Source organism: Mycoplasma sp. 327 (assembly GCF_053851655.1).
In genome coordinates this window covers 1-21,559 of the sequence record NZ_JBSQBA010000001.1, presented here as the reverse complement: position 1 = coordinate 21,559, position 21,559 = coordinate 1, and the positions used below count along the sequence as shown (strand labels likewise).

The window sequence follows — 21,559 nt, the reverse complement described above, 5'->3', positions numbered from 1 at the left end:
TTTTTAGGATAATAAAGAATTTATAATTTGATTTCTTAATAACATTTAGTTGTTTAAAATATTAAACGTTATTTATCTTATTATTTCTTTATTCATATATGGAACTAAAACTTTTGGAACAGTTATCGAACCGTCTTCATTTTGATAATTCTCTAAGATAGCAGCAACAACTCTATCAATGGCTAAACCAGAACCGTTTATTGTGTATGCATATTTAGTTTTTCCCTCTTTAGTTCTATATCTAATTTTTGCTCTAATCGCTTGAAAATCCTTATAAATTGAAATTGAACTAGTTTCGCGATATCTCTGCTCAGAAGGAATTCACAACTCAAGGTCAATTGTTTTAGCTGACCCAAATCCCGTATCACCTGTTGATAATATAAGCTCTCTAAAAGGTATTTCTAGTAATTCTAAAATGCTTTTTGCATCATTGACCGTTTTTTGTCATTCCAATAAACCGTCTTCTTGTTTAACAAATTTAACTAGTTCAACTTTGTGAAATTCGTGTTGTCTAATTAAGCCTTTTGTATCTTTACCACCACTCCCAGCTTCAGATCTAAAGCATTTAGTATATGCGACATATTTGATAGGATTTTCAAGATTTAATATTTCATCGTAATGCAAATTGGTGACTGGAACTTCAGCAGTTGGTATCAGCCATAAGTCACTATTTTCGACCTTAAAAAGATCTTCGCCAAATTTTGGGAGTTGTCCTGTGCCATAAAGCATATTTGAATTAACTAGGTGCATTGGCATAATTTCTTTATATCCATTTTTTATATGTGTATCTAACATGAAATTTTCAAGCGCCCTAATTAATCTAGCCCCATCGTTTTTATAAAGTGCAAAGCGTGATTTTGAAAGTTTAACGGCTCTTTGGAAATCCACAATATCAAGCTTAGTTGCGATTTCATAATGCGGCAAGACATTTTTAACTAATCCACGTCCAAGGTTAGCATATTCGCCAATGCAAACATTATCCTCATCGCTTAAACCTATTGGCACGTCATCATACGGGATATTAGGTATTTGTAATAATAACTCATTTACTTCTTTGACAATTTGATTTGTTTCAGATTCGATTGATTCAATTTGTTTTTTGGCTTCATTTACTTCTAGCATTAGCAAGTTATAATCTTGGTTATTTCTTTTTTTGATTCCTATTTCTTCGCTTAGTTTATTTCTTTTGGCCTGAAGACCTTCTAAATTATGAATCAATGAATTTCTTTTGTCACCAAGTTCATAAATTTTATCAAGTGCTAAATGGTCAAAATTTCTGTTAGCAAGTTTTTTAATTACTTCTTCCTTATTTTTTAAAAGATATTTTAGATCAATCATATTTTAAACTCCCTGAATTAAACTATCAATAATTTTATACTTTTTTAATAAAGTATGGTTGTTATTAACTTTAATTTGCATATCCTTAAATAGGTCATAAAAAAGTATGATTGTGCTACAATTAAAAAGATATGCTTAAACAGAATTTTATAGTAACTGGAACATTTGAAAAAGTGTTATGGAGATCAAGAGATCAGCGTACAGCAATTGTGGCTTTTAAAGTTTTAGAAAATGATAAAAAAAATCCAATAATCTTAAATTCCTATAATTCAATAACCATAACTTTTTATGATCATTTATTTGACGAATTAAAAATTGAAATTCACGAAAAAAAATATGAAATAAGCGTAATTAAAAATAACCTTTCAAAATATAATGATAGTTATTTGATCGATTCCCAAATCCCTTTTAAAAAAGTTACATCTGAGCTTCTAATTGAGGAAAAAAATGAATATTTAAGTCAAGTTTTTAAATTAGAGCTATTTAATGAATTAAAAAATGTTAAGTTTAATACATTAATAAGAGATTTAGGAGAAGATGTTTTTCAAAAAATTTATGACGATAAAAAGCTTTATGGACAAACATTTGGTATCACTGCGGAAGATTGAAAAAGACTTGTGGAAATAATAAAAAATAACTTTCAATATTTAATTGATATATCACACCTTTTTAAGATTAATGTTTCAAAGGCAACAAGCAGGTTAATTTTAAAGAAATTTAGTAGCCTTAAAAGTTTTTTAGATGAGTATTTTGATAATTTATACGATTTTTATTTTGACCTTGAAGAATATGAAAATATTAAGATATCTGATATTGATAAGATTGCAATTGAATTTAATCCTACATCGCTAGTTCAAAAAAACGCAACTTATTTATATGCATTTGTGGAAGAATATTTTTTTAATTCTGGTAATACGCGAATTAAAGTAGATAAATTTTATAAAACCCTATGTAATATTTTTAATAATGAAATTTTTAATAGTATTAAGAAACATTTTGATGAGACAGTTGCCCAATTATTAGAAAAAAGATTGCTTATTTCTTTAAAATACATTGATGGTGAGTACTATACTACTCGCGATACAATCTATAAAGAAGAATATGTTGTAAAGCGTCTTTCATATATATTAAAGAAATCAAATTACGAAGAGCCTAATATTTTAAATATTCCATCGATTTTTGATGCACAACAAGTCACAGCTATTAAATCGGCTTTAACTGAGAATTTAGTATTAATTACTGGCAATCCCGGGACTGGTAAAACATTAATAACTAATGAAATTATTGACCAATTAGCTAAAAAATATGATCATAACGATATAGCAATTTTAACTCCGACTGGTCGAGCAACAATTAATATTAATATAAAGCAAGAAAATATGAAGGCCCAAACTATTCATAGTTTTTTGCGTTGAGATCAAGAAAGTAACAGATTTTTTACTAATGAAGATTCAACCTCTGATATTAGTATTTTAATTATTGATGAGTTTTCAATGGTGTCATTGGATTTATTTTATAATCTTTTAAAAGGTATATCAAAATATACATTAGCTAAAATTATCTTGGTTGGCGACAAGGATCAATTGCCGGCCATTGGCAGTGGCTACTTAATTAAGGATTTTATTGAGAATAATATTTTTAAAACTATTATTTTAACTAATATATATCGTCAATCTGGAAACTTTGATATTGTTAAAGATGCTTTAAAAATAAATGAAGGGGTATTTCCGGATTTTGAATCAAAAAATTCTGAATTTTATCCAACAAATCGCCTTGAACTTAAAAATAAATTAATTAAGAAGATTGAAGAATTATTAGCTCAAGGCTATACAAAAAAAGACATAGCTATTCTTAGCCCAATATATCGTTATGAAACTGGTATTGATGAAGTTAATGAGGCTCTTATTAGTTATTTTAGAAATAAAGAAAAACCTGAAGTCGCTAAATATCGTGAAAGAACATTAGCAATTAATGATAAAATTATCAACCTAGTTAATGATTCTAAATTGAAAGTTTTTAATGGTGAAATAGGTTATATTTCGAAATTTATATATGCTAAATCAACAACAAAAAAGGAACCTATTTTATCACACATTTCCATTGAATTTGATAGTGATGACAAAGTGGTTACCTTACCAAGAGCCTATTTCTTTGAAAATACCTATTCAGCCTATTGTACAAGTGTTCACAAATATCAAGGTAGTGAGTGCAAGGCTGTAATTGTAATTTTATTCTCAGAAGCCAAAAAATTATTAAGTAAAAAATTAATATATACAGCAATAACAAGAGCAAAGCAATATAGTGTTATTATAGGTGAAAAAAGTGCGCTAGAATTTGGTATTGCAAATGATGATGATTCCAAAAGAATTACTAATATTCAATATCTATGAATGAAAAATCATAAATAACAAATATTTTGTTTTAATTTTTAATTATTTAAGGAGAAATTATGAAATTAATTGTTGGATTGGGAAACCCAGGTGTTGAGTACGAGAGAACAAGACATAATGTAGGTTTCATGGTTATTGACAAACTTGCCGAGAAATTAGAATGTCCCCTAAAGGAAAAAAAGTTTAATGGAATTTTTTATAAGGATAGTGAAATAATTTTAGCTAAACCCTTGACATATATGAATAATAGTGGCGAATTTATTAAAGCAATTTGCGATTATTTTGAAATAATGATCGATGATATCATTGTCGTTTATGATGATATGGATACCGAACTTGGTAAAGTTACTATTAGACAATCAGGCTCTTCAGGAGGCCATAATGGCATTAAGAGCATTATAAACCATCTAGGCACCCAAGATTTTAAACGTTTAAAAGTGGGGATTGGTAGAAAGGAAAACGCTATTAACTTTGTTTTAGGAAAATTTAGTTATAGTGATTCATTGGTAATTGAAAAAGTTATTGATGCAGCATCTGATGCCTTAATTCAATTTATTAGTAATGATATTCGTTATGTTATGAATAACTATTCAGGTAAAATTTATGGAAAATAAGTTAATTGAATTAAGACAAAAATTTTTTAATGAATTTATTAATAACCTTGTTTCATTGGATGAAACCTTTATCCTTGGCATTAGTGGTGGTCCTGATTCAATGTGACTGCTCAATCTTATGAAAAATCAAAAAATTATTGTTGCTTGTGTTAATTATAATAAGCGTGAGGACTCGTGAAAAGATGAAAAAATAGTTCGAGATTTTTGCTATAAAAATAACATCGTATGCGAAATTTTTTCAATAGAAAAATCAAATGATCATGTTGGTAATTTTCAAAAAATAGCACGTGATCAAAGATATACATTTTATAAAAAAATTTATGATAAATATAAGGCTAATTATTTAGTTCTTGCGCATCACAAGGATGATTGTCTTGAAACATTCTTATTTCAGAAGCAAACCTTTAGGCACCCCAAACAATATGGAATAATGCCATTAAATAAAATTAATAACATGAATATTTTTAGACCGATGATTAATTTGTGATATAAAGATGAAATTTTAGCATTCTGTAATCAATTTGCGATACCATATGCTATTGATTATACAAATAATTTGCCTATATATACTAGAAATAAAATTAGAATTGGACTAAAAAAATGTTCTTCCTTACAAAAAGATGAATTATTTTTAAAATTAAAATTCTTGAATAAAGAATTAGAGAAAAAACAAAATCTTGTAAATAATGAATTTAAAAAGTTTAGGGAATCTAATTACAATTATAAAATTCTAAATTTTGATCATTGTTATATTAATGAAATTTTATTTGAATATTTGCACGCTAATGTTAAGGATATTAAAATTTCATTAAATAAATTAAATTCATTTAAAAAGTTTATTATGTCTCAAAAAAATTTTAAAGGTTTTAAAATTAATGATGAAGTAATTATCTATAAGAAGCAAGCGTCTCTAAAAATTTGTAAAAATTAATTTTTATTTTATAATTTTGCTAATAAATTATATTAAATTACTATAGAAAGGAGTTTTATATGGGAAATAAAAATAACTCTCCACAACCGAAAGAAAAGAAAAAAATTGGATTATTTGGAATAGTTGGGATTTTTATTGCTATTGTTGCCTTTATAGTTCTTGTTTTAATTGCAGTTGATCAAATTCGTGCTGCTTCAATCAAATACGAGAATCTAGGTTTTTTAGAAAAAGTCGTAAGAGAAACAGCAAAAAGTAAAACTGATGGTCTTTATGTTTCGCAATGATTAGAAAATACTTATTCTGATACTTTAAATATTACAGTTAATGGAACCCAGAATGAATTGCAATTTTTGCTTGGTCGAAAATTTTATCCCTTTTCATCTTATTCATTTACGATTAACTTAAGTGGATTATTAGAAAGGGAATTACCATCTTCATTAATTTCATGAACAAATACTAAAACATATTATGAAGCTCTTAGTGCCATAACTTCAACAAGTGGTGGTATTTCTGGCTCATTTAGTTCAGCACCAATTCCACAGGCCGGCATCTTCGAAAAATACATAAGTCCAGCGATTAATGTAATCTTCTTTGGAATTATTATTATTGCTATTGTATTTAGCTTAAAATCAATGTCAAGAAGAGGATTGGGCGGTGATTTTGGTATAGGTAATAAATCATTAGCACAAAGAGTATATTCAAATAAAAAATTCTCAGATATAGCAGGAAATGAGGAAGTTAAGGAAGAAGTTAAAGAATTAGTTGATTATTTAAAAAATCCTAATAAATATGATGCTGCGGGTGCTAGAATCCCTAAAGGTATTTTACTTGGAGGGCCTCCAGGAACTGGCAAAACCTTAATTGCAAAAGCTACAGCAGGGGAAGCTAATGTGCCTTTCTTCTTTATTTCTGCTTCGAATTTTGTGGAAATGTTTGTTGGTCTTGGAGCCAAACGTGTTAGAGATATGTTTGAAGAAGCAAGAAAACATGCACCTGCAATTATATTTATCGATGAATTAGATGCTGTAGGTAGATCGCGGGGCGCTGGAATTGGTGGCGGAAATGATGAGAGAGAACAAACTCTTAACCAATTGCTAGTAGAAATGGACGGCATTAAGGAAAATAGTGGAATTTTAATTATGGCAGCAACTAATAGAACCGATGTTCTTGATCCTGCCTTATTAAGACCTGGTCGTTTTGATAGAACTATTACTGTCGGACTCCCTGATATTAAAGAAAGAGAACAAATCCTAATATTACATGCGAGAGGAAAAAGAGTTGATCCTAAAATTAGTTTCTCACAATTGGCTAGAAGAACTCCTGGATTTTCGGGTGCCCAACTCGAAAATGTAATTAATGAGGCTTCATTATTGAGTGTTAGAGAAAGAACTCTATTTATTACTTTAGAACAAATTGATGAAGCTATTGATAGAGTTATGTCGGGTCCTGCTAAGAAATCAAGAACAATTTCTGAAAAAGAAAATATAGCAGTTGCGTATCATGAAGCGGGACATGCCGTTGTTGGAATTAAAATGAAAGGCGGCAATAAGGTACAAAAGATTACCATTATCCCTCGTGGTCAGGCAGGTGGATATAATTTAATGATGCCTGAGGAAGAAAAATACAATCGTTCAAAATCAGAGTTAATTGCTATTATTACTTCATTTATGGGTGGCCGTGTCGCCGAGGCAATTATTTATGGAAAGGAAAATGTGTCAACTGGTGCTAGTGATGATATTGCTAAGGCAACATCTATTGCACGTAGAATGGTTACTGAATGAGGTTTATCTGATTTAGGACCTATTAAGTATGAGGAAGATACATCAAATCCATTTTTAGGGCGTGATTATATGAAAAACGCTTCCTTTTCAAACAAGGTCGGCCAAGAAATTGATGAACAAATTCGCAAAATTATTCTTACAGCAGAACGCGAAGCACATAAAATTATTTCAGAGAATCGCGATTTATTAGAGTTAATTAAAGATGCTCTTATTATTAAAGAAACAATCGTTGCTGAGGAAATTGAATATATTGCTGAAAATATGAAATTACCAGAAGGGCTAAGCAAAACAAAAGAACAATTAAAAGTAGATTATTCAGAAGTTGATTTTAATAATTTATTTAATGAAGTTTCAGGAGCTAAAAAAATAACTGAGGATAAATATAAAAACGACTTAGCAAAGGAACTTGCAAAACATGATGTTCCATTGGATGATAATTTGTCTGGTAATGATGAAAATGATGATAATAATTAAAATTGAATAACTTTTTATTTAAAATCCCAATAGACAATAACATGGTGTCTTTTGGGATTTTAATTTAATAATTTGTCATATGTGTTATATTAAGTGTCTTTTTTAGCTTTAATTTGTTTATGTAATTGTTATATATTATAATTTAGTTAATTATAAATTACTGTATAGATAATGTAAATTAAACACGCAAAGGAAGAAAAGATTATGAAGAAGAGTTTATTAAAAATATTATTGCCCTTAACAAGTATCGGAATTGTTCCTGTTTTAGCAGTTTCATGTTCTAATTCTGAAAAACAATTATTAGAAAAAGAAATTGAAAATGTTAATAAAACTATCAAAGAGGATAAAAGTTTAACTGCCGAAACAAAAGTTTTATTAGCGCAAAGTGTTACAAAGACAAGAAAATTATTAGCTCAAGCGAAGTCAGATGCAGAAATTAAACGAATAAAGGATGCATTTATTAATGAAATTAATGAGATTAAATTAAAAAACAAACAACAACCAACACCTAAACCAGATGACAAACAAGGCGATAATCCAAGTGCTCCTATTGATGAAACAAAAAAAGAAAATAAAGTAATTAAGAAATTAAAAGATATCTTTGAGGTTAGTGAAGAAAATAAAACTAAATATGGTGCCAAATTATTAAATAAAGAAGTTTGATTATGATATGGCAGAAAAGATAAAAATATAGTTGTAACACAACAAGGTAAGAATCCTAATTGAAAAAAAAGTGTTGATGTAATATTTACAATAAAAAATACTAGTTTATTGGAAGATACACAACTTGTTAATTCTGAAAAATCAACCTATGAAAATAAGAAAAGAAATTCAATAGAATTGCAATCGCAGCTTAACTATAAAATAGTCAAAAAGAGTGAGAAAGATGATTCTGATGGAAAAAATAAGACTGTTGATTTTGGAGTAATTGTTGAATATAAAAGTGCATCATACAGTAAAGATGGAAATCACATAATTTCCGATATTTCTAATACTTCTAAATTAGAATTTTCAATTAAGGTACCAAAAACTAATGAAAAAATTAGCGATGTTGATGCCTTTATTAAAACTACACAAGGTAAGTTTAAACTAAATGATAAATATTCTAAAAAAGATTCTTTAAAAGAAGATTTAAAACAAAAGAAGATTGATCTATGATATTCATACACCTCGCATGCCATTGTTTGGACCGAAAGAAATCAACACCCTAATTGAAAAGATTTGACTGAATTGGACCAGGTTTTATTATCAAGTGGTATTGAGTGAAATAAAGACGGAAAGAACTATCAACTTGCAAACCCTTCTAATCCAACATACATTAGTAAAAATAAAACAAAAATCAGTAGCAAGCTTGATTACGAAGTTAATGAAAAAGACGGCAAATTTATTTTAATAATTAAATATAAAGGTGCTGAATTTGTTAAAAATGGTGTTCCTATTATTGGCAATGAAGTTGTTTCTTCCGAAATAGAAATTGCTTAAAATAAAAAGAAAATAGAGGGAATTTCCTCTATTTTTATTAGTCTTAAATATTCTAAATATCGCCGGAATTTATTAATTGTTTTTTAATATCGTTAATAAGTTTTTTAGAAAAAATACCCCTTTTTAATCTACTTTGTTCTTCTAAAAAATCAAGTTCATTATAGATGCGATAAATCAATTTTAAAGGATAATTTAACTTAGTTATCGATTCTTTAAAGTCAATTCAGTCAATAACGTTAAACTCATCATCGTTGTAACATTTAATATCAAGGTCAAAGTCAATGTATTTAATGATATTATCCTCAATAAAAAAGGGGCTAGCTAAATTAACATAAATATTGTTTGGTCTATCATCATTAAGAGTTATCGAAGCATTATAAAATTTATTTTTTGCAAAGAAAAACAAAATAGGTTTTGAAACTAGCCAGTTGATATTTGATTCTTGCACTTTTGTTTTCATTAATAAAACAACAACAAAATCATCAAGATTAGCTATGATTTTACACCCTTCATATTGTCGATATAATGTGCCATCATACTTAAAAGCTTGAACAGAAACTAGTTGGCCCATTTGATATAGTTTCTTAGGTTTTCTTGATTCTAATTTTGATATATTTTCTTGTTTTGCTAAATCATGAAAACTCTTAATCTCATTATTAGAGCTCATGTATCCTCATTTTTAAATAATTAATATATGTATAAGAAACTAATTTTACTTAGTTAGTTATCATAAAAATTATAAACAAAAGTTACTAAAAACCATCTTTTTTAAAAAATATGCAAGAAGGTTTTATACAATTTTATCTATGAGATTAAGACATAATAAAAACGCATTAAGCACTCTCGAAAATAGCGAATTTTATATTAACCAATTCCCTTATACACCTAAAAAGGATGCCGTTGTTGAGATTGGTATGGGAAAGGGTAAGATGCTTTCAGAATTAGCACTATGTCATCCGGAAAATGAATATATAGGTATAGAGAAATACTCGACCCCAGCATTATCGGCGCTCAAGAAGATTGAACAAAAGTCTTTAAAAAATATGAAGATAATTGTGGGCGATGCTGCTAAACTTAATGAAATTATTGCCGATAAGGTAAAAACAATTTGGCTAACTTTTTCTGATCCATGGCCTAAAAAAAGGCATTTTAAGAGGAGACTAGTTTATAAAACTTTTTTAGAACAATATAAATCTGTTCTTGATAAGGAAGGCAAAGTTTATTTTAAGACTGATAATAACGGGTTATATGAATTTGCATTGGAACAATTAAAGGAATTTAACGCTGATATAATTTATCATACGTCGGATTTACATAATTGTAATTATCAAATTGAAAATAAATTGACTGATTATGAAGAAAAATTCAGAAATGAAGGCAAAAAAATTTATTTTATTGCTTTTAAATTTTAAACCATAAAAAGTTTATGGTTTTTTTATGCCTTTAATTTTTATATCTTTTTTGATATAATTAATATATTACTTTGTAATATATTATAGGAGTAAATATGCTTAATGATGAAGAAAAAAAACTAGATGAACTAAAAATGAGCCAGGAAAAAAGCAAAGAGGAAACAATAGATGATTTTTATGCGGTTAGCGATGAAATTAAAAGAGTTTTTGATGACGAGCCAAAAGAAACAATAGATGATGAAGAGGAATATATTCCCCAAAATAATGAAAGCTATGTTGTCCAAAGTCAAATTCTAGATAGTGAAGTAAACGGGCTAAGACCAGCTGATCTTGCAACGGTTATGAAGAGTTCGTTTCTTGAATATGCAATGAGTGTTATTGTTGCAAGGGCTTTACCTGATGCAAGGGATGGACTAAAGCCAGTTCATCGTAGAATATTATATGGTATGAGCGAATTAGGGATGTTTCATAATGTGCAACATAAAAAATCTGCTCGTATTGTTGGGGATGTGTTGGGTAAATATCACCCTCATGGTGATAGTTCAGTTTATGAAGCAATGGTTAGAATGGCTCAAGATTTTTCTTTGAGATATCCTTTAATTGATGGCCATGGTAATTTTGGTTCTATTGATGGCGATTCTGCTGCTGCTATGCGTTATACAGAAGCAAGGATGTCAAGGATTGCAGGCGCTATGGTTGATGGTATTAAGAAGAATACTGTTGATTTTATTGATAACTATGATGGGACAGAAAAAGAACCAGTAGTATTGCCTTCTAGATTTCCTAATTTATTAGTTTCTGGTTCATATGGTATTGCTGTTGGTATGGCAACAAGTATCCCACCTCATAATTTAAATGAGGTTATTGATGGTGTTTGTGCATTGGCAAAAAACCCTGATATTACAATAAGTGAATTAATGGAATATATTCAAGGGCCAGATTTTCCAACTGGGGGGATAATTTTTGACAAAGAAGGTTTAATACGCGCCTATGAAACAGGAGTTGGCCGTGTTACTATACGTTCAAAGGCAACTATTCAGGAATTGAGTAACGGCAAATCTAAAATTATTATTACAGAAATTCCATACGGTAAAAATAAAGCAAACTTAATTGAAAGTATAAATCATTTAATTAAGGATAAAAAAATTGAAGGAATTTCTGATTTTCGTGATGAATCAAACCGCGATGGTATAAGAATTGTAATCGAAATTAGGAAGGCATATGTCCCAGAAGTTATTTTGAATAAATTATTTAAATTAACAGAATTTCAAACTAGATTTTCATTTAATATGGTAGCTCTAGTTAATAATGAACCGCAAAAACTTAATTTAAAAACTGCTTTAGAAGTATATTTAAAACACCAAATTAATGTTCTTACAAGAAGATTGCAATTTGATTTAGAAAAAGATTTAGCAAGAGCTCATATTTTGGAAGGCCTTAAAATTTGCGTTGAAAATATCGACCGTGTAATTGAAATTATAAAGAAATCAAAAACTGATGTAGAAGCACAAACAGAATTAAGTAATAAGTTTAATTTAAGTGAAATTCAAACCAAGGCCATTGTTGATATGAGACTCGGCAGACTAACTGGATTAGCTATTACTAAGATGAATGAAGAGCTGGCATTAGTTCACGAAAGAATTGGCGAATATCAAAGAATATTGGGCGATAAAACTGCTTTAATTGATCTAATAATAAAAGAGTTAAACGAAATCAAAGAAGCATATGGAGATAGCCGTAAAACACAAATTAATTGAGACGAAGCCTCTGATATTAATAATGAGGATTTGATTCCTAGAAAGGACGTTGTCATTACTGTTACTACAAATGGCTATTTAAAACGTTTAGATTTAGATGAGTACAAAGAACAAAACCGCGGTGGCGTTGGTGTTTCAACTGCTAAAACCTATCAAGACGATGATATTCAAGACATTCTGGTAGCTAATACACATACTGATTTATTGATATTTACTACTGGAGCTAAGGTTTATCGTGTAAGAGGATATGAAATCCCAGTGGGGACTAAGCAATCAAAAGGTACACCAATTATTAATATCATTGGTGCTTTAAGTAGTGATGAACGTGTTATAAAAATATTAAGTGTTGATGATAGCGACTATGATAAAAATAAATTCTTAGTAACTGTAACTAAGAAGGGAATTATTAAAAAATCACATTTATCATTATATAAATTAATTAATCGAAACGGAAAACTAGCATTTGGATTGCGGGATGGAGATAGTCTTGTTGAGGCACTAGTTGCGACTGATAATGAGGACATCTTTATAGCAGCCAATAATTCAAAATTATCACGTTTTGAGGTGGCTGATATTAATTCAAAAGGTAGATTAGCAGCTGGCGTTGTGGGAATAAAAATAGGAGAAAATGAAAAGGTAGTTTCTGTTTCGACCTCGAGCGAGGGGAATTATATTTTTAGTCTTGGTGCAAGTGGATATGGAAAATTAAGCCTTGTTGATTCATTTAGAAAAACAAAAAGAAATTCAAAGGGTGTTTTAGCTTTAAATGAAGGAAAAGCTGGCGAACTTGCTTACTCAGCAACTGTAAAAGGAACTGAGGATATAATTGTTATAACCGACGAGGGTGTTACAATTAGATTTTCACTAAAAGCCGTAAGTATTACTGGAAGAAATGCAAAAGGAGTTAAATTAATCGATCTAAAGAAGAGAAATTCTTCTATTGTTGCAGTGGCAAAAGTAATTAACGAAACAGGCGAGGAAAATGAAACACGTCAATTGACTGATACTGAATTAAAAGATATTACCAGTGATGTTGATCTTGATATTCAAAATGAAGAAAAGACCAATAATAATGAATAAAAATTGTTTAAATAAAAAATCTAATATTAAATTAGTTAGTCAAAATATTATAAAATATTAGATGTATTTAAACCAAGCACAAAATAAATCTTTTGTTGTTATATATTAAATACGCATAGTTGCAAGTAAAGGTCCATTTTAGGACTTTTTTATTACTTTTTTAGTGCTTTTATAATGCCTATGTTAATTATGCTATAATTTCACTATAAAATGAATAAATCAATCAGATTAAGAATTAAAATCAATAAAATCTAAGGGATAAAAAGGCCACTTTTTTGTGGCCTTTTCTTTTAAATTTACGGAGGAACTTTATGTCTAAAAATAGGAGAATTTTATTATCAATAGGGTTAATTTCACCATTAATTACCATTCCTGTGATATCAATTTCATGCAGTCAGGATGCAAAAAAAGATTTAAAAAAAATTAAGAATTTATTAAAAACTTCTGTTGAGGAAACAAACGCAATCTTTAGTGCAAATAAGGCATCGCTAGCTTTTAGCTTCGAAGAAGAGGAAGTTTATCAAAAGGCTATAGATAAAGCTATGGATATCCTAAAAAACAGTAGTGATTTAATTATGATAGAATCTACTACTAATCATATGGAAATAGCAAAAAATGAAATGGAATCTAAAATTGCTAATTTGTCAAAAAAATCTGATCAAGAGTTGCTTAAATTAGCGGAATCGTATACAAGATTTAGTTATCCAAGTATAGAAAATACTACATTAGCACAAGCTGATTTGAGCAAAATTATTAAGATTTTGCCTAAGACTTTTGAATTTAGTCAATACAAGGCTGTTAAAAACGAAGAAACTAATGACATTACCTTTATATATCGACTACAAAAGAAAAATACCAATATAAGACATGAAAAAAATAAATTTTTCATTCTAACTGGATGAAAAAAAGGTATGAATCAAATAAACAAAGAATTAGAAGAAAAAACAAAATTAGATGAGAACCTTACAAAGTTAAAGATAAGATTTAATAATGAAAAGGCTTATCAAAACGTACTTACGAATGTATCAATTAATAATTTTGAAAATAAGCCTAACTTTGTTGTTTCGGAATATGATAAAAATTTGTATAATTTTGAACTTTCTAATCTAGTTAAGGTGTCTGATAATGAATATAAAATTGATATTCTATTATATTCAAATACAGACAAAAAAATAAGTAAAAAAATAACCAAAACAATTGATAAAGAAAGATATGCGCATCCTTCTTCTATTAATCCTCATAATTTAACGCAAGAAAAGCAAAAAGAATTTTTAGTTGCACAACTTAAGGATGTTCTTGTTTATCCTTATTATTCAAAAGATAAAACATTTATCGAAAAGGGCGATTATGCAAAATTAACTAATAAATCTTATTGATTAACAACAAAGAATCATCAATTACAATATGTTTTTAAAGATATAAAAGAAGAAAAAGGCATTAAAAAAATAACTATCGAAGTTTCCTTTGCTGATTGAAGCAAAAGCCCTATGATTTCATATGACGTGCAATTTGATTTGAATAAATTAGGCATTGAAGAATTAAATAATATAAGAAAGCAAAAAGGCCAAGAACCCCTTGAAGATATTCAAGCTCCAACTAATACCATTGAAAATAAACAATATAAACAAATAAAATTAGCCGATTTTAAGGAAACACCTTCTGATGAATATCTAACTAGTGATAATGGTTTTAAAAGAATTCATGATAAGGCTTTGAAGAATCTTAAATCAAAAGAATTAGTTTTAATAAATAATGAAATTAAAGAAAAAATTTTAAAAGATGGTGAAAAATTTATAGCAGCCCAACATTTTGAATTTAACAAAAATACTTATCAAATTGATTCAGAATTATTCTTTTACAATTACACCCAAACCTTTATTGATACACAAAATGTTCTAATATTCTCAAAACCAATTATTGAAAACAAAAAAATTAAATCAATAAAAGTAAGTTTGGGTAGCTTAACCGATGTTCTGAATAAAGATTATGCAAGAATAAGCTCAACAAGAGTTAAAATTAACGATGAAAAAACAGCAGAAGAGGATATAAAGAGACTTCAATTAACTGAAGAAATAAAAGCAAGAGGTTTTGATAAAAAACTTAAATATAATGGTAGTTTTACCGAGGAAAATTTTAACCTTGACAATTTAGTTTACGAAATAAATGTACCTGAAGGATTTGAAATAATTAAACCTACAAAATTCGAGGTTAAGACCAAAAAGTCTAAGACAAAAATTTCTGTAATTGTTCGATATAAAAAAAATAATATTGAATCCTTTGCTTTTGTTACTGTATTTGAAGTTAATTAGCATAAATTTTATTGGAAATAAGTAATTTAAAAATTTATATAAATAAAATTCTAGGTTTTTACTACCTAGATTTTTATTTATAGTTTATAAACACAAAAGTAAAAAAAGTCTTAATTTTGAGCCGTGTTGATTTTATTAGAGACTAGAAATTATTTTTTGCAATATGTTAAAATACACTTATTTTTTTAGATACATAATTGATTTTGTTTCTAATTATTCTAATAATTGGATAAACTGCAAATATAGCAAATGTATAAATTGGTATTTCAACTAAACTCTTAAATATGATAGGTACCATAAAGAAGAAATAATATTCACTATGTTTTCATGTCCCACTTCGGAAACGGTTATGATAGTTAATGTATGCATACGGACCTCATAATCATCTAGTTATTATTAGTATTCCAAATACAGTTAATAAAATATTGAATAATAGAAACATTGCATATTTAACGTGGACATTTCTTGTTACTAAATATGTTATTAAGAATGCTTCCGATATTATTCATATAGATGCTATTCCAAATGTAGATATGCCTATAACAGCGTTGATTGATAGTTTTCTTTTTCTTTTTAGAGACCCCTCACTAATTGGTAGGGAATTATATTCTTTTAGTAGGATTAAAATAAAAATTGTTGTAATAATGGTTAGAAAAATAAAACCCATTGCTCATGTTGCAGTTTCGTTTTTTTTATTTAATCCCCTCATAAAATATCCAGCAAGAAAAGCTATTAAAATAGGGACAATCGCATACTCAGGCATCCATGTTGATATTCCAAAGATCAGTTGATTAATCGTATCACATAATAAACCAATAATTGCCCCTTTTCAAGGCCCAAGCGCAAGACCAAAAATAATAAAAACTGCATATGTTATTGAAATGTTAAAAGCACCAATAAATACAAATTTTTCTATGGCTGCGGACACCATATATAATGATAATAATAGACCAAAAAGTGCTATTTCAAAAATTGAAAACCGATAGGTTTTAGTTTTGATATTTCTATGTATATCTTGAACTCAATTTATAAAGAAAGCACATACCCCCTTAATCATGATTTTTAAGATTAATTATAGCAAATATAGAAATTAAGCTAGTAAATTATTAAAATCCTTAAATAGTTTCGCCCATTAAAAATAGAACTATAAAAAAGTTAATAAAACTGTTTTAATTTGTTTAAAATGCTAAATTTGCTCATAATTCTAAAAACCAGAAAAAAAGCAAATAATAAATTCCAAGAAGGCCAAATAATGCAGGAAGATGATTTAATTAAAAAAGAAAGAGAAATTAATAATACGCAAAATTTCACAGAATCTCACGGCAAAGAATCTTCAAAACCTGAAAATAAAGGCAATGATTTAGATAACTTAATTATTGATGATAGCAATGAAAAAGGCGATTTTAAGGATATTCAATCTAGTATGATTGGTTAAAAAATAAAAATGTTGGTGATGATAAAACACAAAAAAGGTAATGGTAGACAGGACTTATAACAAAGTTAAGCGGAATTAAAAAGCGTATCACAAAAGCAAGATCTCCCAACATCGAGTATTGACTTATGTGCTGCGAAAATAAAAAAAATCAAAGAAAATGAAAAATGATTATGCAAAAAAGCAATTAGCTTTAAACCTTTTCTAAACCTGAATCGAATACTTTAAATTAAAATTATTGAAGATGTGTAAGATAAAATTGCAATTTAACTAAAAAAGAGTGCCACAAAAAGGTAATAGCAAATGTGAATTATTAATAAAGGAATTAGGATGATTTTGGAGTCATCCCATTTTTTATATTGATGGCTTAAACCAGCAGACTCAATTGATAAAGCAAAGAATAACTTTTATTTATAAAAATAGAATTTTTTGATATTTTGTTGATAAATTTCACAAAAAAAAAAAAAAAAACTATGGTGTAATTTAGTAAATTGATAAACATTTTAAGGAGAAATTTATGAAAAAATCTAACAAAATTTTATTAACATTAGCAAGCATTTCAATACCTTTTATAACAGCTGCAACTGTTATTTCTTGCAGTTCAAATAATGATAATAAACCTAGCAATCCTAAAATAGATGATCAAAAGAAACCAGAGGATCCCAAAAAGAAGGAAGAAGGCAAAGAACAAGAAAAGAAACCAGAAGATCCCAAAAAGAAGGAAGAACAAGAAAAGAAACCACAAGATCCTAAAAAGAAAGAAGAAGGCAAAGAACAAGAAAAGAAACCAGAATCAGGGAAGAAAGAAGAACAAGAAAAGAAACCAGAAATTGATGGTAAAAATAAACCTGGCGATGACAATAAAAAAGATGATCAAAATAAGGAAAATGGCTCAGATGAAAAAGATGGTATAACACCAAAAATTAGTCTAAAAGCACAAGAAATACAAAATGAAATTAAGGTTAACGAAGATGAAATCGATAAAAAAACCGTTGAACTTGAAACTATTCTTGAAACTATTTCTAAATCAGAATTGAATGATTTAAAAGCAGCTATTGAGAATGCAGATGAACAAATTGATAATCTAACTCAAAGCAAGGTTGACGATGCTGATAATGCTCAGGATTACGAAGAATTAAAAAAAGAATATGAAGATTTAAAAACAAAGAGTCAACAGAGAAAGCAAAAAGTTGAAGAATTATTAAACTACAAGGTAGATAAATCTGAGTTTGCTATCCAAATAGCAGAATTAGAGCAAGAAAAGACTGATGCGGACACTCAAATTAAGCAACTTATGGAATATTTAAATGATAATGATTTCAATAGTAAAAATATTAATGATTTAATCAAAGTCTTTGAAAAAAATAAACAAGAAATTGATAAAAGAATTAATATATATAAACGTCTTTCAATAGCTAATGTCATAGCAGAAGATATCAAAAAGGAAATAGGGGAATTAGAAAAATCTACTGATAAAGATCCTGAAGATGAAGAGTTAAAAACACAATTAAATAATAAAATGAAAACTTTAAATAAATTAAGTGAAGAAATTGAAGATTTAATTGCAAAGGTATTTCAAAAGGAAATAGAACTTGAACTAAATTTGTAGGTAGCACAAAAAAATTTAATAAGATGATTTTGTAGTCATCTTATTTTTTATATTAATGGCTTAAACCAGCATACTCAATTGATAAAGCAAAGAATAACTTTTATTTATAAAAAACAGAATTTTTTGATATTTTGTTAATAAATTTCACAAAAAAAAAAAAAAAAACTATGGTGTAATTTAGTAAATTAATAAACATTTTAAGGGGAAATTTATGAAAAAATCTAACAAAATTTTATTAACATTAGCAAGTATCTCAATACCTTTTATAACGGCTGCAACTGTTATTTCTTGCAGTTCAAATAATGATAATAAACCTAGTAATCCTAAAATAGATGATCAAAAGAAACCACAAGATCCTAAAAAGAAAGAAGAACAAGAAAAGAAACCAGAAGATCCTAAAAAGAAAGAAGAAGGCAAAGAACAAGAAAAGAAACCAGAAGATCCTAAAAAGAAAGAAGAAGGCAAAGAACAAGATCATGATAAAAAACCTCATAAACCATCTATAAAGTTAGACGAGAATGCTTTCAAAAACATTGCTCCAGATATTATTTTTGATTATAATGAGCCTTCAAATGAACAAATTCAAAAGATAGTTAATAATTATTATAATCAATATCTATATCAAAAATACGACCCCTCAAAAGAGGGAGAAGGAATTAGATTTTCTTTTTCATTAGAAGAAGAAAATAAAAATCCATTAAATACTGATAAGATTATTTTTAATAAAGACATCATTATCGATGGTAAAAAACAAAAGCAAAAACAACAAGAATATTTAAAACAATTATCCAAAATCATTGTTTCTGATTTAAAAAATAACACACAAGCCTCTTTAAATGGTAATAATAATAGTATAACATTATCTTTATTTGAAAAAGAACAACAAAAAGAAATTTTAAATACCTTTGAAGAACATATTAAAAATAAATGAAATGATATAACAAAATCTTTTGTTTATGATGAAACATTATTTACTTCTAATAATCTTAGTGTTGAAAGTTTTAAAAACAGCATAAGTGAATATTACAAAGCAGCTGATCCTACAAAGAGAACTATTAAACAACTATTGCAAGACAAAGCAGATGTTGATAGATATTTCAATATGCTAAAACCTTTGTTGGGCGGGTATGTAGATTTAAAAGAATTTGGAGATAAATTTGTATTATTCGGTTCAAATTCAAGAATTATTACTAAGGAAGATATTAAAAAGAAAAATAACGCTATCAAAACTGGAGATTTTGAAAAATTAAAAACATATCGTAAAGAATCAATTAAAAAATTAGAAGAAAAAATCATATATAAAAATTGATTAGAAAATTTAAATGATGGTTTCTATGTCCTTCAAACAAATAAGGATATTCATCGTATGCAAAATTACAATATCGCTTTAACTCAATTGTTTTATGCACTTGATGAATTAAAAATAGGGCAACCACAAAACCTTTTGATGCATGATACTTCAAAACTTGATTCTTCTAAATATACAAAATCGCAAGTTATAGATGCAATAAATTCTCAAGGTAGAAATAATAAGGAATTATTTGAAAAACTTAATGAAGCATTTTATGCTACATATAAAACTGATAAAGTAAATGTACTAACTCGATTATTTGAAAGAAATAATAAAAAAGAAAGATTTTACAAAACAGAACTATATTTTGTTGAATATTTAGTCGTTGTAGAAAGCGGAAAAATTAAGACATTAAGAAGATTTTATTTTGATAATAAAGAAAAAGACGGGTTTGAAATAACAATTGACAATAGGGCTGGGCAAACTCTTTACCTTAGTTGAAAAAATAAAGAAAAAAAATAAATCGATTCTTTTTTTGACGATTTTTATTCTTTTGTTGCAAATATAAAGCAATAGTTAAAAATATTCAAAGAATATAAAAACCCTAAATTAGAAATTAGGTACCATAGATAATTTTGTTTAAAAATCTCCCAATGGCAAATATTTAAATTTAAAATATTTACACAGGAGATTTTTTAATATGCCAAAAAAGATATTAAAATGCTAAGTTCAAGAGAATTACATGATAAATATAAACCAACAACCAAAGAAGATGTTTATGAAATTATTAAAAAAAATATAAAAGATCTTATAGAAATTATGATGCAAGAAAAAAATTAAAAAACTTTCTTGAATGAGATAAATATGAACACGAAAGAGCTATAAAAGACAACTATCGAAATGGTAGTTATTCCAAAATGTAAGATCTAATTTTTGAGAAATTGAACTAAATTCCAAGAGATAGAAATTCAAGATTTGTACCAAAAGTAGTTTCTAAATTTCAATACGATATTTCCAAAATTGAAAGCCAAATTATTAGCTTATATTCAAGAGGTGTATCAACTAGGGACATATCAAATACATTAAAAGATATGTATGCTATAGATGTTGATCCAAGTTTTGTAAGTAGAGTAACTAATAAGATAATAGCTCAAATTACAGAGTAGAAGAAATAGACCTTTAGAAAAAAACATATGCCATAGTTTTTATTGATGAAATAAGATTTAAGTTAAAGAAGAAAATAAACTTGTTGAAAAGTCAGTTTACATATTAATAAAAATAGTTTATTTTGCAATTCAAAATCAGTTGGAAAAATGAAATAAAGTTGTTCCTAATTGTGGGCTTGTTTTGTATAATAAATTTTGTTTTGTGTAATTGCTATTCTCAAATTACTTATAAAAAAATAAGCCAGAAATTAATTTACACAAAATTTTCTACAGTTTCGATTTTAGAGTCATCTTATTTTTTATATTAATGACTTAAACCAGTAGACTCAATTGATAAAACTAAGGATAACTTTTATTTATAAAAACAGAATTTTTTGATATTTTGTTAATAAATTTCACAAAAAAAAAAAAAAAACTATGGTGTAATTTAGTAAATTGATAAACATTTTAAGGGGAAATTTATGAAAAAATCTAACAAAATTTTATTAACATT

The 21,559-nt window shown here is 27.4% G+C and carries 15 protein-coding genes; 13 read left to right on the top strand and 2 right to left on the bottom strand.

The window, feature by feature from the left end; all coding sequences use genetic code 4:
- Positions 1 to 72: 72 nt before the first annotated feature.
- Positions 73 to 1,338, bottom strand: a complete 1,266-nt coding sequence (gene serS / locus ACWXVS_RS00075) for a serine--tRNA ligase (RefSeq protein WP_444704939.1) — start codon at positions 1,336 to 1,338, stop codon at positions 73 to 75.
- A 131-nt stretch (positions 1,339 to 1,469) separates the two neighbouring features.
- On the opposite strand from serS, the gene ACWXVS_RS00070 reads away from it, so the two are divergent.
- The 5 genes from ACWXVS_RS00070 to ACWXVS_RS00050 all read left to right on the top strand — a co-directional run bounded on the left by ACWXVS_RS00070 (position 1,470) and on the right by ACWXVS_RS00050 (position 9,010).
- Positions 1,470 to 3,746: an ATP-dependent DNA helicase gene (locus ACWXVS_RS00070; protein WP_455994404.1), complete on the top strand. Its 2,277-nt coding sequence runs from the start codon at positions 1,470 to 1,472 to the stop codon at positions 3,744 to 3,746.
- A gap of 41 nt (positions 3,747 to 3,787) precedes the next feature.
- Positions 3,788 to 4,342, top strand: coding sequence for an aminoacyl-tRNA hydrolase (gene pth / locus ACWXVS_RS00065; protein WP_444704941.1), 555 nt, complete (start codon positions 3,788 to 3,790; stop codon positions 4,340 to 4,342).
- Complete coding sequence (gene tilS, locus ACWXVS_RS00060) at positions 4,332 to 5,273, top strand: tRNA lysidine(34) synthetase TilS (protein ID WP_455994026.1); 942 nt, start codon at positions 4,332 to 4,334, stop codon at positions 5,271 to 5,273. The genes pth and tilS overlap by 11 nt, the downstream gene beginning before the upstream one ends.
- 59 nt (positions 5,274 to 5,332) lie before the next feature.
- Positions 5,333 to 7,528: an ATP-dependent zinc metalloprotease FtsH gene (gene ftsH, locus ACWXVS_RS00055; protein ID WP_455994402.1), complete on the top strand. Its 2,196-nt coding sequence runs from the start codon at positions 5,333 to 5,335 to the stop codon at positions 7,526 to 7,528.
- Between the two features lie 204 nt (positions 7,529 to 7,732).
- A complete protein-coding gene (locus ACWXVS_RS00050) occupies positions 7,733 to 9,010 on the top strand; it encodes a hypothetical protein (RefSeq protein WP_455994400.1) in 1,278 nt (425 codons plus the stop codon).
- A 52-nt stretch (positions 9,011 to 9,062) separates the two neighbouring features.
- Here ACWXVS_RS00050 and ACWXVS_RS00045 read toward each other — a convergent pair whose 3' ends face one another.
- The gene (locus tag ACWXVS_RS00045) at positions 9,063 to 9,677 is read right to left on the bottom strand and encodes a DUF402 domain-containing protein (protein ID WP_438340542.1); all 615 of its coding nucleotides are present in this window, start codon (positions 9,675 to 9,677) and stop codon (positions 9,063 to 9,065) included.
- Between the two features lie 139 nt (positions 9,678 to 9,816).
- On the opposite strand from ACWXVS_RS00045, the gene trmB reads away from it, so the two are divergent.
- From trmB to ACWXVS_RS00005, 8 genes are all read left to right on the top strand, one after another.
- Positions 9,817 to 10,422 (top strand): tRNA (guanosine(46)-N7)-methyltransferase TrmB, encoded by a 606-nt coding sequence (gene trmB / locus ACWXVS_RS00040; protein ID WP_455966003.1) that lies wholly within the window; start codon positions 9,817 to 9,819, stop codon positions 10,420 to 10,422.
- 95 nt (positions 10,423 to 10,517) lie between these two features.
- Entirely contained in the window at positions 10,518 to 13,259 is a 2,742-nt protein-coding gene (gene gyrA / locus ACWXVS_RS00035) for a DNA gyrase subunit A (RefSeq protein WP_455994398.1), read from the top strand.
- 311 nt (positions 13,260 to 13,570) lie between these two features.
- A complete protein-coding gene (locus ACWXVS_RS00030) occupies positions 13,571 to 15,568 on the top strand; it encodes a variable surface lipoprotein (RefSeq protein ID WP_455994396.1) in 1,998 nt (665 codons plus the stop codon).
- 359 nt (positions 15,569 to 15,927) lie between these two features.
- Positions 15,928 to 16,554, top strand: coding sequence for a hypothetical protein (locus ACWXVS_RS00025; protein ID WP_455994394.1), 627 nt, complete (start codon positions 15,928 to 15,930; stop codon positions 16,552 to 16,554).
- A gap of 266 nt (positions 16,555 to 16,820) precedes the next feature.
- Positions 16,821 to 17,003, top strand: coding sequence for a hypothetical protein (locus tag ACWXVS_RS00020; protein WP_455994392.1), 183 nt, complete (start codon positions 16,821 to 16,823; stop codon positions 17,001 to 17,003).
- A 514-nt stretch (positions 17,004 to 17,517) separates the two neighbouring features.
- Positions 17,518 to 18,609 (top strand): hypothetical protein, encoded by a 1,092-nt coding sequence (locus ACWXVS_RS00015; RefSeq protein WP_455994390.1) that lies wholly within the window; start codon positions 17,518 to 17,520, stop codon positions 18,607 to 18,609.
- Positions 18,610 to 18,820: 211 nt separating this feature from the next.
- Positions 18,821 to 20,422, top strand: a complete 1,602-nt coding sequence (locus ACWXVS_RS00010; protein ID WP_455994388.1) for a hypothetical protein — start codon at positions 18,821 to 18,823, stop codon at positions 20,420 to 20,422.
- A gap of 428 nt (positions 20,423 to 20,850) precedes the next feature.
- Positions 20,851 to 21,066, top strand: a complete 216-nt coding sequence (locus tag ACWXVS_RS00005; protein ID WP_455994521.1) for a transposase — start codon at positions 20,851 to 20,853, stop codon at positions 21,064 to 21,066.
- Positions 21,067 to 21,559: the final 493 nt, after the last annotated feature.